The 13755-nt window shown below is 64.6% G+C and carries 15 protein-coding genes; 3 read left to right on the forward strand and 12 right to left on the reverse strand.

Translation table 11 applies throughout. The features are described from left to right. Positions 1-116: 116 nt before the first annotated feature. Together I2488_RS12730 and I2488_RS12735 are read left to right on the forward strand one after the other, a co-directional pair. A complete protein-coding gene (locus I2488_RS12730; protein WP_196276191.1) occupies positions 117-854 on the forward strand; it encodes an SDR family NAD(P)-dependent oxidoreductase in 738 nt (245 codons plus the stop codon). Further along, positions 851-1891, forward strand: coding sequence for an alcohol dehydrogenase catalytic domain-containing protein (locus I2488_RS12735; protein WP_196276192.1), 1041 nt, complete (start codon positions 851-853; stop codon positions 1889-1891). Before I2488_RS12730 ends, I2488_RS12735 begins: the two co-directional genes overlap by 4 nt. On the opposite strand, the gene I2488_RS12740 is transcribed toward I2488_RS12735, so the two are convergent. Beyond that, positions 1888-3024, reverse strand: a complete 1137-nt coding sequence (locus I2488_RS12740) for an aminotransferase class I/II-fold pyridoxal phosphate-dependent enzyme (RefSeq protein WP_196276193.1) — start codon at positions 3022-3024, stop codon at positions 1888-1890. The genes I2488_RS12735 and I2488_RS12740 overlap by 4 nt on opposite strands. Before the next feature lie 66 nt (positions 3025-3090). On the opposite strand from I2488_RS12740, the gene I2488_RS12745 reads away from it, so the two are divergent. Further along, complete coding sequence (locus I2488_RS12745) at positions 3091-3462, forward strand: winged helix-turn-helix domain-containing protein (protein WP_196276194.1); 372 nt, start codon at positions 3091-3093, stop codon at positions 3460-3462. Here the strand turns inward: I2488_RS12745 and I2488_RS12750 are convergent. The 11 genes from I2488_RS12750 to I2488_RS12800 form a co-directional block, all read right to left on the reverse strand. Further along, on the reverse strand, positions 3459-4742 hold the full coding sequence (locus tag I2488_RS12750) for a metal-dependent hydrolase family protein (RefSeq protein WP_196276195.1): 1284 nt from the start codon (positions 4740-4742) through the stop codon (positions 3459-3461). The two genes, I2488_RS12745 and I2488_RS12750, sit on opposite strands and share 4 nt — an antisense overlap. Before the next feature lie 98 nt (positions 4743-4840). Next, positions 4841-5284 carry a hypothetical protein gene (locus I2488_RS12755; protein WP_196276196.1) on the reverse strand — a complete coding sequence of 148 codons (444 nt, stop codon included), beginning with the start codon at positions 5282-5284 and terminating at the stop codon, positions 4841-4843. A gap of 68 nt (positions 5285-5352) precedes the next feature. Continuing rightward, entirely contained in the window at positions 5353-5679 is a 327-nt protein-coding gene (locus tag I2488_RS12760) for a hypothetical protein (RefSeq protein ID WP_196276197.1), read from the reverse strand. 35 nt (positions 5680-5714) lie between these two features. Continuing rightward, positions 5715-6500, reverse strand: coding sequence for an NUDIX hydrolase (locus I2488_RS12765; RefSeq protein WP_196276198.1), 786 nt, complete (start codon positions 6498-6500; stop codon positions 5715-5717). A 320-nt stretch (positions 6501-6820) separates the two neighbouring features. Further along, positions 6821-7144 carry a Grx4 family monothiol glutaredoxin gene (gene grxD / locus I2488_RS12770; RefSeq protein ID WP_196276199.1) on the reverse strand — a complete coding sequence of 108 codons (324 nt, stop codon included), beginning with the start codon at positions 7142-7144 and terminating at the stop codon, positions 6821-6823. Between the two features lie 24 nt (positions 7145-7168). Continuing rightward, positions 7169-7402 carry a BolA family protein gene (locus I2488_RS12775; protein WP_196276200.1) on the reverse strand — a complete coding sequence of 78 codons (234 nt, stop codon included), beginning with the start codon at positions 7400-7402 and terminating at the stop codon, positions 7169-7171. Continuing rightward, positions 7402-7725, reverse strand: coding sequence for a DUF1476 domain-containing protein (locus I2488_RS12780; RefSeq protein WP_196276201.1), 324 nt, complete (start codon positions 7723-7725; stop codon positions 7402-7404). The genes I2488_RS12775 and I2488_RS12780 overlap by 1 nt, the downstream gene beginning before the upstream one ends. A 97-nt stretch (positions 7726-7822) precedes the next feature. After that, entirely contained in the window at positions 7823-8359 is a 537-nt protein-coding gene (locus I2488_RS12785) for a hypothetical protein (protein ID WP_196276202.1), read from the reverse strand. Positions 8360-8480: 121 nt separating this feature from the next. Beyond that, a complete protein-coding gene (locus I2488_RS12790; RefSeq protein ID WP_196276203.1) occupies positions 8481-9077 on the reverse strand; it encodes a hypothetical protein in 597 nt (198 codons plus the stop codon). Positions 9078-9201: 124 nt separating this feature from the next. Then, a complete protein-coding gene (locus tag I2488_RS12795) occupies positions 9202-11385 on the reverse strand; it encodes a prolyl oligopeptidase family serine peptidase (RefSeq protein ID WP_196276264.1) in 2184 nt (727 codons plus the stop codon). A 119-nt stretch (positions 11386-11504) separates the two neighbouring features. After that, positions 11505-13640 (reverse strand): prolyl oligopeptidase family serine peptidase, encoded by a 2136-nt coding sequence (locus I2488_RS12800; protein WP_196276204.1) that lies wholly within the window; start codon positions 13638-13640, stop codon positions 11505-11507. Between the last annotated feature and the right edge of the window lie 115 nt (positions 13641-13755).

A 13755-nucleotide genomic window follows, 5' to 3' on the forward strand; every position in this document is an offset into this window, starting at 1 on the left:
GCGGCATGATCCGTCAAGATCAATTAATCGATTAAATGTGACACACCTTCCCTCCCGCGATTGGGTCGTTAGACTGGCCGGCGAGACTCGCGAAGAACGCGGGCGAAAGGAGAGCGATGATCGACGACACTGACTTCACCGGCAGGAACGTCCTCGTGGTCGGCGGCTCCAGCGGCATCGGCAACGGGATCGCGCAGGCATTCCGGCAGCGCGGCGCCCATGTTCACGTCTGGGGCACCCGTGCCTCCGCCGCAGACTACGATCCTGCTGACGGGTCCGACCTGTCGGGCCTTGGCTACACCTGCGTGGACGTCGGCGATCCGGATGCCATCGCTGCAGCCCCGCTACCTTTCCCGACGCTTGACGTACTCGTTCTGTGCCAGGGCACCGTCATCTACAAGCGAGGCGAGTTCGCGCGCGAGGGCTGGGACAAGGTCATGGCCGTCAATCTCGACAGCGTCATGCATTGCGCGATGAAGTTCCGCGCACAACTCGGCCAGAGCAACGGCTCGATCGTGATCGTCAGTTCCATATCAGGGCTGAAGGCCAATATCGGCAATCCCGCCTATGCGGCCTCTAAGGCCGGCGCGATCAGCCTGACCAAGACGCTCGGCCAAGCGCTTGCCGCCGATGGCATTCGCGTCAACGGACTTGCTCCCGGCTTGGTCGACACCAAGCTGACCAAGGTCACCACGGCCAACCCGCAACGGCTGGAGGGGGCGCTTGCCGCCATCCCGCAGCGGCGGATGGGCACGCCGGCTGACATGGCGGGGGCCGCGATCTTCCTCGCCTCGCCGCTCGCATCCTATGTCACCGGCCACACACTGGTCGTCGATGGAGGCCTCTCGCTGTGAAGGCTCTGCGCTACTACGGCCCGCGCGACATCCGCCATGAAGCGATGGCCGATCCCGTGCCTGAGTCTGACCGGGACGCCATCGTCAAGGTCGATGCCTGCTCGATCTGTGGTTCGGACCTGCACATCTACCACGGCCACGGCTTCTCAGAGGACGTCGGCTTCTGCGTCGGTCACGAGGCTGTTGGCGAAGTGGTCGAAGTTGGACGCGGTGTGCAGAGACTGAAGGTCGGCCAGAAGGTGATGATCCCGGCGGCAGTCGGTTGCGGATCGTGCCGCTCGTGCCTTTCGGGCGTGGTCAACACCTGCGAGAGCAACGCCTCGGCCTGCTATGGCCTGTCGGCAAAGCTGCAAGGCTCGCAGGCCGAAGCCGTTCGGGTCCCTGCTGCCGACATGAACGCCGTCTCCATCCCGGATGGCGTCAGTACCGATCAGGCGCTGATGATGACCGACGCCCTCGCCACCGCATGGTTCGGCGCGCGGCAGGCGGACATCCGCCCCGGTTCATCGGTCGGCATTATCGGCCTCGGCCCGATCGGGCTGATGGCAGTGGAAAGCGCCTTCGTGATGGGCGCACACGTGGTCTACGCGATCGACCCTGTGCCGGAACGCCGCGCCATCGCCGAAGGCCTCGGAGCCATTGCTCTCCACCCGGACGAAGCCGCTGCCCGCATAAAGGAGGACACCCATAGCAAGCGCCTCGACTGCGTGGTCGAAGTCGTCGGGTCCGATGCAACCGTCGACATGGCCCTGCGTCTTGTCCGGGTGCGCGGCACCGTATCGGTCATCGGCGTCCAGCAGTCGCGCCGCTTCCCCTTCCCGCTAGAACGCGCTTTCGCCGGCGGCCTGACCTTCCGCGTCGGCACCTGCTCGGTGCCCGAGGAACTACCCGCGCTGTTCCCGCTGGTCGCCTCGGGCCGCCTCAAGCCCGAACGCTACATCAGCCATCGCCTGCCGCTCTCGCAGGGCGCTGAGGCCTATCGCCTGTTCGAAGCGCGCGAAGCCGGCGCGCTCAAGATGGTGCTGACCCCTGACTAGGCCTTGCGCCGCGCTGCAAACCACGGCCCGATACGCCGCACCGCCTCTTCGACCAGGGGAGTAGACACCGCGAAGCTGAAACGGATGAAGCGCTTGCCGTTGACCGGATCGAAGTCGATCCCCGGCGCAGTCGCCACGCCGGTATCGCGCAGCAAGTCCTCGCACAGCGCAAGGCTGTTGTCGGTGAACTCGCTGGCGTCGGCATAGATGTAGAACGCACCATCGGGCGGCGCGATGCGCCCCAGTCCCATCTGCGGCAGCGCCTCCAGCAGGATCGACCGATTGCGCGCATATGTCTCGACGTGCCCGTCCAGTTCGTCGCGACACTCGAAGGCCATCAGCCCCGCCTTCTGCGCCAGCACCGGCGGGGTCAGGAACAGGCTGCCCATCCGCGCCCGCGCCGCATCGATGAGCGCTGGCGGCACGACCAGCCACCCGAGCCTCCAGCCCGCCATGCTGAAATACTTCGAGAAGGAATTGACGATCACCGCGTCAGGCAGATGCTCGAGCATCGAGGCCGCCTTGGTGCCGTAACTCAGACCATGGTAGATCTCGTCCGAGATCACCTTGATGCCTTTGCGCTGGCAAACCTCGGCGATCGCGGCCAGTTCGGCTGGCTCGATGATCGTGCCGGTCGGGTTGGCCGGACTCGCCACGATCAGCCCGTCGGGGACCGGATCAAGCGCCTCGACAGCCGCCGCCGTCACCTGGAACCGCTGCTCAGGGCCGCATTCCATCTCGACCGGTTCGAGGTACATGGCCTTGAGCGAATTGCGATAGGCCACATATCCCGGTCGCGCCAAGGCAATGCGCGCACCCGGCCGGAACAGGCACGAAAGCGCCATGACAAATGCCGGCGATGCACCACACGTGAGGATCACCTGCTCGCGCTCAACGCTCACACCATAGTTCTCGGCATAGCTCTGGGCGATGCGGTCCTTGAGCGGCACGCTTTCCCAATAGCCCATCGCTTCGCTGTCGAGCACCTCGTGCGCCAGCGCGATGGACCTCGCCGGAGCGCCGGTCGACGGCTGCCCGAACTCCATGTGGATGACACTGGCACCTGCCGCCTCCATGTCATGGGCAAGGCGGCTGACAGCAATGGCGTGGAACGGTTCGACTTCGGCGATCATGCCAGCGGCCTAGTTGCGACCGAAACAAGTTGCAAGCCTGAGCCCCGCGTCGATACATTTCGCCGCATGCAGCGCCTTAAACTGAAGATTCAGCTCTATTGCGGCGACGAGATCGCCATGGGCCCCGGCAAGGCCGACCTGCTCGATGCGATCGTCCGCGAAGGCTCGATCTCCGCTGCGGCGCGCGCCATGGACATGAGCTACCGCCGCGCCTGGCTGCTGGTAGATGCCATGAACCGCTGCTGGGCAGAACCTCTGGTCGAAACCTCCCCCGGAAGCGCCAAGGGCGGCGGCGCGAAGGTCACGGCCTTGGGCATCGCTGTCCTGCAACACTACCGCGCGCTCCAGGACCGGCTGCAAGGGACTTCAGACTGCGAAGACTACAAGGCTCTCGCGTCAGCCATGCTCCCCGAGCCGAAGGCCAGCCAGAAGGCTTAACGCCCCACCGGCCCCTTCCATAGCACCCCGTCCTTCATCACCAGCGAGACCTTGCGGATTACCGAGATGTCCGCGAGCGGATTGCCCTCCACCGCGACGAGATCGGCCAGCATGCCGGGCTTCACCGCGCCCAGCCTGTCACCGATCCCGAACATTCTGGCGTTGCCCGACGTCGCTGCGATCGCCACTTCGGCTGGAGACATCCCGCCCTTGACCATCAGCTCTGCCTCGCGCGCATTGTCACCGTGGGCATAGACGCCGACGTCGCCGCCCATGCAGATCGCGACGCCTGCCTTGCGCGCCTTGGCCAAGACATCGAACCCTTCCTGAACGCCTTTGGGCACGGGAGCCGATCCGTTCCATCCGCGATAACGCGCGATGGCATCGCCTGCCGCCAAGGTCGGGCAGAAGCCGATCCCCTTGGCCTTCATCGCGGCAAAGACCTCGGGCGTGCCTTCATCGCCATGCTCGATTGTATCGACACCTGCCGCGACCGCCCGGCGCATGCCTTCCGCGGTACTCGCATGGGCAACCACCTCTCGCCCGGCGCTATGCGCGGCCTCCACCGCTGCCTTCAGCTCGCCCTCGGTAAATGTCGGCCGGCTTGGTTCGCCCGGCCCCCAGCGGTAGTCGGCATAGACTTTCACCAGATCCGCGCCCGCTCCGATCTGCCGCCGCACCACGGTGACGAGGTCAGGACCACTCGCCTCTTCAGCGCCCAAAGGCACCGCAACCCCTGGCTCGAAACCGCGCGGCCCATAGGCGCCCGTCGCGACGATCGCCCGCGTTGCCACCAGCATCCGCGGTCCCGGCACAATACCCTGCTCGATCGCCTGCTTCAGCCCGACATCGGCATATCCTGCGCTTTCGGTGCCGAGGTCGCGCACAGTTGTGAACCCCGCCATCAGCGTCACGCGCGCATGGACTGTCGCGCGGGCCGTCCGCAGCGCCAGCGATTCATGCAGGACCTGATCGTCCCAAGGCGTTTCATTGTAAGGGTGGAGAAAGAGGTGCGAATGCCCCTCGATCATGCCGGGCATCAGCGTGGTGCCGGGAAGCGCTATAACCGACGCTTCTGGCGGAGCGGCAACGCTCGGTCCCGCCGCTTCGATGCGATTGCCCCGCACAAGTACCGACCAGCCCTTGTGCAGAACCGCGGTCTCGCCATCGAATACGGCATCGGGCTGCAGCAGCGTGACCGCGTCCTGCCCCGGGGCGGCATGCGCAGACAGGGCCACGCCGGTCAAAGCCGTTGCAACCAAGCGGAAAATCACTCGCATCAGCCTTCCTTTCGGTTGGCTTCAGCATAACCGACAGTGTGTTGCTGGCAACGCCTGCGGAAACCCTTTGTGACGTAAGGCCCTGTCGCTTGGGGCGATCAGGCTGCCTCGTCGTGGCGGAGCTCGGCCAGTTGCGCGTCCGTGCGCGGGATCACCCCGATTCCGCCGACGGTGCGACGATCGAGATCGGCGAGCCGCGTATCGGGGCTATGGCGCGTCAGGTCGCGCAGATGCTGCACGCGGATCACCGCCATTACGCATCCCAAGGTGGCAATAGAAACAGACAGTCGCCACATCGCGAAATGGCCGCTCTGCACGGTCGACAGGAACTCGGCAAAGCACTGCCAGACCGTCGCAGCACCAAGCAGCTCAGTCGCGCGCTGGCGCGGCGCGCAGAGCAGCAGCGAACAGGCGAGGAAGAACGATCCGACCCCGGCTGTCGTCAGCGTAAGCGTATTGGTGACATATCCGTAACCGAGCGCAATCGCGGTCGCGAGCGCAACGAAGCGGGCGGAGCGGGCGATCTGACCAGGGGTCAGCATGTCGAGTGGACTACGCATAAGCCTGATCATTGCTCAAGCCTCTCAACAATTCGTTACGGCACGAATTTTCACATCAGCGAACGAACAAAGCCTATGATTCCGAACCACAAGATGAGGGAGCTGCACACCGGAAATGCCAGCCGGACCCAGCCGGGCGCCTTGGCCGGATGCGAATCACCAGGCGCTTCCGCGTTCCACCCTGCGGCAATTTCATGCTGTAGTGCATGAACGGGGGAGCTGACCGGTGCATCCGCCGCATGGGCAGGCCGTAGTCTTGCTGCCTTGGCCGAAGGGTCTTCGAACAAGGCGTCAGGCAATTCGGCAGACAGAAGTGGCAATCCCGACATGATGGCTCCTCGGAACCTCAGAATGCCACCCACCTGCAAACGGATCATGCAGTGCTGGGTAAGTAGAGTCCGCTAGGCCCCGATCAGCCGCGCTGCGCCATCTCAAGTGGCTCGCCCCTGACCGGGTAACCGAGATTATCCGGTATCATCAGCCAACGCTGCCCATCGCGATCTTCAAGATAGGGACTGATCGTGCCGATGGGCGTCGCCTCGGCGTGAAGGCGCGCCTCCTCGAAACTGGCGAACATCGCCAGCCGCTCCAGATTGCGGCGTGTCGGGAAGATCACCTTGATCCGGCCTTGCTCGGCCAGATCGAGCGCACCTTGCGCACTGGCCCAGAAGAGGTGACGGTTCTCAGTGGAATCAACCTCGATATCCACGGCCCCCGTGCCGAGATCGGCGAGATAGAAGCGGGTGTCGAAAATTCTTTCAGTCCGGTGCTTTGGCCACCATCGCGCAAAGGGCACAAGCCGCTCGGGCGCAATCGTCCAGCCGAATGCGTCCATGACCGGCGCAAGATCGCCGCCCGATACCAGCATCCGACGCGCCTCGGCGGCAAGCTTGCCGTCGACCTCGCCTTCGATCCCGACGACCAGCCCTGTCTCCTCGAGCGTTTCGCGGATGGCAGCGATGCGTGCCGCCATGTCGTCGATCTCGCCACCAAGCCGTGCGGCCAGTTCGCGGTCTGCGGGGTCGATCTTGCCGCCCGGAAACACCGTCGCCCCGCCTGCGAACTTGAGGCTCGCATTGCGCTCGACCATCAGCAACTGCGGCGCGCCACCGGCAGGATCGTGCCGGAAGATGACGATCGTTGCCGCCGGTGTCGTCTTGCTGAGCCAGTTTTCGGGCTCGATATCATGGGTTTCCATCGCGGCTATCATGTCGTTCGATCAGGCTGTTGCCAAGCCTGCAAGAATTGTCGGTTCACTTTACAAGTGCTTGAGACAGGCTGTGTCCCACGCGCCCGAAAATGCCGGATTCAAGCCATTTTCGCAAACTGGCACGGAACCTGCTTATCTCTTGTCGTCCCGAAGAGTAGCTTCTTCTCGAGGCGGAGCCAGTCCCCCCGGTCTCTATGGCTCCGCCTCTCCCGGGACCTTCCGACAGATACAGCCGAAAGATACTGGCCAAGAAAAAGACGCGACCGGCAAAGCCGACCGCGCCTCATCGTTTGCCGGTGATTGGAAGATCAGGCCGCCTTGACGCCCGATTCTTCCATGAGCTGCTGCAGCTCGCCCGCCTGGAACATTTCCATCATGATGTCCGAACCACCCACGAACTCGCCCTTGACGTAGAGCTGAGGGATCGTCGGCCAGTCCGAGTAAGCCTTGATGCCGCTGCGGATCTCCATGTCCTGCAGCACGTCCACCGAAGCGTACTCCACGCCCAGGTGCTCAAGAATGGCCACGGCCTTGCTGGAGAATCCGCACTGCGGGAACAGCGGCGTGCCCTTCATGAACAGGACGACGTCGTTGCCGTTGACGATTTCGGAGATGCGCTGCTCGGTCGACATGGTGGATCGGTTTCCTTTCCGCCCTCAGTTGGGAACGGCAGTGGTCAGTTGCAAGGCGTGAAGTTCGCCACCCATGCGCCCGCCCAACGCGTCATAGACCAGCTTGTGCTGTTTGACGCGGGTCAGGCCAACAAAGGCGGGAGAAACCACGCGGGCGGCGTAGTGATTGCCGTCGCCGGCAAGGTCCGTGATCTCGACGTCCGCGTCGGGCAAGGCCGCGCGGATCATTGCCTCGATCTCGGCGGCCTGCATCGCCATCAGACTTCGCCCATCAGCTGGCGGCGCGCATCGACCTGCTTGGCGTCCATCGCGGCGCGGATTTCGGCTTCGTCGGTGTCGATCCCGGCGGAGATCAGGTCACCCAGCAGCTTGCGGATCACGTCCTCGTCGCCTGCTTCCTCGAAATCAGCCTGGACGACCGACTTGGCATAAGCCTCGGTCTCTGCCGCATCGAGCCCCATGCGCTCGGCAGCCCAAGTGCCCAGCAGACGGTTGCGGCGGGCATGGACGCGGAACAGCATTTCCTCGTCATGGGCGAACTTGGCCTCGAATGCCTTCTCGCGATCGTCGAACGTGGTCATGGGCCGGTATCCTCTGTGAAAACGAGATCACCCTGCCGATAATCAGACGAGGCCCCCGCCGCAAGGGATCACGAAAAGAAACACAGCCGCCGAAATGTCAGATGCGCCCCTTTCGCAGGTCCAGCAGAACGCCGCCGTCGCGGCCGACGTCGCAGGAGAAGCGGTCGCCGTTGCGGAAGGTGCCGGAAACCCGGTAGCCATCGCCGTTGCGCGTGGCGTCATAGACTTCCTCGATCTCGCCGCTGCGCTCGGCTTCGGCAGTGCAGGCTTCCACGGCATCGTTCAAGCCACGCGCACTGGAACCGGAACCGCGATCATTCCGGTCGCGCCAGTCGTCGGTCCTGTCGTCACTGCGGTCCTGTTCGGGCCGGTAGCGATAGCCGTCATCCTCGCGCGCGTTCCGGTTCTTCTTCTGGGCATTGCTGGCTGCAGTGGCGATCGCCGCGATCCCGCCGATGATCAGGATGCCCGCGAGAACGTCGCCGCCGTCGATGCCGCCACGATCGCGGTGCCAGCCGCGTCCGCCCCAGCCGCCACGGTTCCAGCCGCCGCCATGCGCCTCGGCAGCCACCGGCAACGCGGTCGTCGCCAGTGCGGCCATTGCCAGCGCCATTCTTGAAAACCGTCCCGCCATGATCATCCCTCCTCGACCGACCACCTGCCCCGATCCGTTGGCAGGCAGTCGGCGCCCGTCATGCGAACAAAGCTAGGCGGCCCAGGCTTTCCGATGCCTGAACCGCCTGCCTTGTCATTCCTCAGAGGCCGCGAATGCCGCTGTAGTCGAGGTCGACCACCCGGCCCCGTTCGACCTTGCACTTGAACGAACCGCTGTCGTAGCCGCGCAGCGAGTTGTCCCAGCCGCGATAGTCGCCGCCCCAGCCCCGGCCGTAGTAGCGGTCACCATCGCGCCAGTCGCGGCCCTGCGTGTTCACCGCGATGCGGCCGCGCACTTCATAGCCCCAGCGGGTGTTCCTCACGTCGCGGATGTCGGTGACGTCCGCCCGGCCATAGCTGTAGCGCGAGGCATTGCGTTCGGCGGTGCGCACGCACTGCTCGATCGCCTGGCGCGGGTTGCCCCGGCCATAGTAGCCGTCGCGATAGCGGCCATCGTTCCAGCCATCGCGGCCGCGCCAATCGTCGCCATAGCCATAGCGGTCGTAGTCGTAGCGGTTGTTGTCCTTGCTCGCAGCGGCAGCGATCGCGGCGATGCCACCGATCACCAGCGCACCCGCAATGATGTCGCCTCCGTCAATCCCGCCGCGGTGATCGCGGGCAACCGCCGGAGAGGCCGAAGACACCGCGACCGCAGCGGCGGCAGCAGTTCCGACCAGGGCCTTGGTAAAAGTCTTCATGGCTCAGATCCTTCAACTCAGCGGGCCTTTCCCGCCACGCATGAAGGTTTGCCTGATTCGCCGTGAGATGACGCTGAACCGCACCGACAGCAATTGTTCAGAAAGATTGGAAGAAAGCTGAACGCTAATTCGGGGCCACAGTGGCCTGCAATCCCGTCCAGTAAGCCAGGAAGGCGAGCACGTCGGCCCCCGCGCCGATCACCTTTTCGACCGGCTTGCCTGCGCCATGCCCCGCACGCGTCTCGACGCGCAACAGGTGCGGCTTCTCGCCAATGTCAGATGATTGCAGAGCCGCGACATATTTGAAGCTGTGCGCCGGCACCACGCGGTCGTCGTTGTCTGCGGTGGTGACAAGGATGGCGGGGTAAGGCTTTCCGTCCGCAATGTTGTGATAGGGCGAATAGCTGCGCAAGGTTCGCCAGTCTTCCTCGCGATCGGGTCGCCCGTAATCGTCCACCCAGAAGCGCCCCGACGTGAACCGGTCGAACCGCAGCATGTCCATCACCCCGACATCGGGATTGGCCGCGGCGAACAGGTCCGGCCGCTGGTTGACGACGGCCCCCACCAGCAAACCGCCGTTGGAAGCACCCTGGATTGCCAGCCCGCCCTTCGCCGCGATGCCTTCCTTCACCAGATACTCGCCCGCCGCGATGAAATCGTCGAAGCTGTTCTGCTTCCTGTCGCGCCGCCCCGCCTCATACCAGCCACGCCCCAGTTCCCCACCGCCGCGCACGCTCGCCAGCGCAAAGGCTCCGCCAGCCTCAAGCCATGCCATGCGCACGGGCGAATAGCCCGGCGTCAGCGCGATATCGAAACCGCCATAGCCGTATAGCAACGTCGGCACAGGCTTGCCGGCTGCCGCCAGCGCCTTCTTGCGCACGACATAGAGCGGCACCATCGTCCCGTCCTTCGATGGATACTGCATCTGCTCGATCAGGTAGTCGGCCGGATCGAACGCCATTTTCGGCACCGCGAAAGGCGTCACCGCCCCCGTCTGCAGATCCATGCGATAGATGGCAGGCGGCATGTTGAAGCTGGTGAACTGGTAGAACGTCTCAGGATCGCCGGGACGTCCGCCAAACCCGCTTGCCGTGCCGATGCCGTTGAGGGTGATCGCCTTGCCCGGCTTGCCCTTGCGATCGGTCATCACCGCCACCGTCTGTCCGTCCCGCAAGTATGACAGAAGGAAGCGGTCACCGATCATGCGCGCGCCTTCGAGCGTGTTTCCGCGCTCGGGCACGACCACGGTCCAGCCCTGCTTCGGCCGGGCCAGATCGATGCTGAGGAGATGATAGTTGGCAGCGCTGCGGTCGGTCAGGAACCACAGCCGGTCGCCCATGCCCGCAACCAGCTTCCAGTGGTCGGCGATGTCCGGCACCAGTGGCTGCACGTTCCACTCGCCCTTCCGCTTGCCTTCGAGCTGGATCAGCTGAACGGCGTTGCGCTTGTCGGTGCTGACTTCACTCACCACCACGGCCCAGCGCCCGTCACTGGTCACCAGGGCCTTGTGGCTCCACTCCGGATGCGCGGGCGTCGCGTAGACGAGTTCATCCTGCTCCTGCCCGGTGCCGACCCGGTGGAACCATACCGCCTTGTTGAACCGTGGCGCGCGAGGATCTTCGTCCGCCTTTGGCGTCGGAAAGCGCGAATAGAGGAAACCCTCCTCCCCCACCCACGCAATCTCGGTATCGTTTGCCCACTGCAGGCGTTCGTCCAGCACGCGCCCGCTGGCCACTTCGACCACCCGCAGCGTGCGCCAGTCGCTGCCGGCTTCCTGCTCGGCGAAGGCAACGTATCGCCCCGAAGGCGAAGGCTCCCATTGCGCCAGCGCCAGCGATCCATCGGCGCTCCAGCCATTGGGGTCGATCAGCAGGCGCTGCTTGCCGCCCACACCTTTGCGCACCCACAATGCCGACTGGTTCTGCAACCCGCTGTTGCGCGAGTAGAAGTAGCTCCGCCCTGCCTTCCTCGGCAGGCCATAGCGCTCGAAGTCGAACAGGGCCCGGATGCGACCGGCAAACTGCTCGCGCCCCGGCAACTTCGCCAGATAGTTGCTGCTCAGGGCATTCTGCTCGGCCACCCACCCCGCCACGGCACGATCGCTGCGCGGGTCGGCCTCCAGCCAGCGGAACGGGTCGGACACCCGCTGCCCGAACACCTGCTCCACCACCGCATCGCTTCGGGTTGCAGGGTATGCCGTCCTCGGCAGGACAAGCTTCGGCGCCACCACAGCAGCGCTGCCACCACCGGCGCTCTCCGGAAAAGCAGCCTCGGAATCGTTCGCATGAACAGACGGCGCCGACAGCATCACTGCCAGCCCAACCGCGCTGCCCAGCAGGCGGCGCAAGGTCCTGTCCATCTCCCACATCATCGTTGCCAATGCCTTAGCACAGGACAATGCAAGGCGGGAGATGGCCCGAGGGCGTATTACTGCTGCGGCGTCAGCCCCGTCCAATGCGCGAGGAACGCAAACACGTCGGCGCTCTCCTCGATCTGCTTCGATACCGGCTTGCCCGATCCATGTCCGGCGCGGGTCTCGATGCGGATCAGTTGCGGCTTCGGCCCAAGCCCTGCCGCCTGCAGCGCCGCCGCATACTTGAAGCTGTGCCCCGGCACCACGCGGTCGTCCGTATCCGCCGTCGTTACCAGCACCGCCGGATAGGCCGTGCCCGCCTTGACGTTGTGATAGGGCGAATAGCTGCGCAGCAGGCGCCAGTCGGCCTCCTTCTCCGGGAAGCCATAGTCGAAGACCCATTCGCGCCCGGCGGTGAACTTGTCGAAGCGCAGCATGTCCATCACGCCGACCGCCGGATGCGCCGCCGCGAACAGATCGGGACGCTGGTTGACCACCGCACCAACCAGCAGGCCACCGTTCGACCCACCCTCCACGGCCAGTCCGTCCTTGCTGGTCACGCCGTTGGCCTTGAGCCATTCGCCGGCCGCGATGAAATCGTCGAACACGTTCTGCTTGGTCGGCCCCTTGCCCGCGAGGTGCCACGCCTCGCCGTACTCGCCGCCACCCCGCAGGTTCGCCACCGCATAGGCCCCGCCCGCCTGCAGCCATGCCATGCGTGCCGGAGAATAGCCCGGCAGGATCGAGACATTGAACCCGCCATAGCCATAGAGGATCGTCGGCACCGGCCCCTTGAGATCCTTGCGCCGCACCACGAACATCGGGATCTTCGTCCCGTCCTTGGAAGGATAGAAGACCTGTTGCGTCTCGAACTGCGCCGGATCGAACGCCAGCTTCGGTGCTTCCCAGACGCTGGCCGAAGTCGGCTTCGCTGGTTCGAAGGCATAGATCGTGGCCGGCTGGGTGAAGCCGCTGAACGCAAAGTAGCCTTGGGCCTCGCCCGGCTCGCCCACCACGCCGGCAATGCTGCCGATGCCCGGCAAAGCTACGGTTGTTGAACCCCGGCCATCAAGACCGGTCACCCGCATCTCGGCCTTCACGTCGCGCAAGTAATTGAGCACCAACCGGTCGCCGACAATGTGCGCACCGTCCAGCACCGCCTCGTCCTCGGCCACCACCTGCGTAAACACCGGCTCGGCGCCCGAAAGGTCGACCATGACCACCTTCTTGCGCGGCGCATCCTTGCTGGTCATGAACCACAGCCGGTCGCCGATGCCTTCGACCAGCGTCCACTCGTCAGCCAAAGAGGTGATCAGCGGGCGAACCTTCCAGTCGCCCTTGCCGATCGCGGCGACGCCCACCGCATTGCCCTTCTCGCTGCCAGTGCTCGTCGAGACCACCAGCCAGCGCTGGTCGTGGGTCACTTCGCCCGAATGGTAGAGCCGGGGATTGTCGGGCGTGGCGTGGACTTGCTGGTCCTGACCCTGCGCGGTGCCCAGTTTGTGATACCACACCGACTGGTTGGAACTGACAGCCTGGAACGCCTCCCCCGCCTTGGGTTCGGGGAAACGCGAATAGACCAGCCCATCATTGCCCGCCCAGGCGAGCCGCGAGAACTTCACGTGCTCGATCGTGTCGGACAGCACCTTGCCGCTCGCGACGTCGATCACCTTGACCGAGCGCCAGTCCGTGCCACCGTCCTGCACGGTGTAGGCAACCTTGCTGCCATCGGGTGACGGCACCCACTCGTCCAGCGCGGTCGCGCCATCCTTGGCCCAGCCATTCGGATCGATCAGCACCCGCCGCTCGCCACTGCCATCGGCATTGCGCACATAAAGCACCGACTGATTCTGCAGGCCGGAGTTGTGCCGGAAGAACAGGAACTTTCCTGCCTTCACCGGCAGGCCATAACGCTCGAAATCGAACAGCTTGGTCAGCTTGGTCTCGAACGCAGCGCGCTCCGGCAGCGCCTTGAGGTATGCATCGGTAAACTTGCTCTGCTGATCGACCCAAGCCGCTACCTTGCTGTCGACGCGCACATCCGCTTCGAGCCAGCGATAAGGATCGGCCACAGTCTCGCCGAAGAACGTCTCGACCACCGGCCCGCGCTCGGTCGTGGGGTACTTCAACGCGGCATCTCCTGCATGGGCAGACGACGACATGGCAACAGCCGCCACCGCAGTGGCGAGCAGGACTTGGCGCAAGGGCATGGGAAGGCTTTCCGGTGAATCATTCGGTTGCACCGGAAACTAGCCACCTCCCAGTGCCGCACAAGCCCCCGAAACGAAATGCGAGCGGAACCATAACGAAAAACGGGCGGAGCCA

It is taken from the genome of Novosphingobium jiangmenense, assembly GCF_015694345.1.
Taxonomy (GTDB): domain Bacteria; phylum Pseudomonadota; class Alphaproteobacteria; order Sphingomonadales; family Sphingomonadaceae; genus Novosphingobium; species Novosphingobium jiangmenense.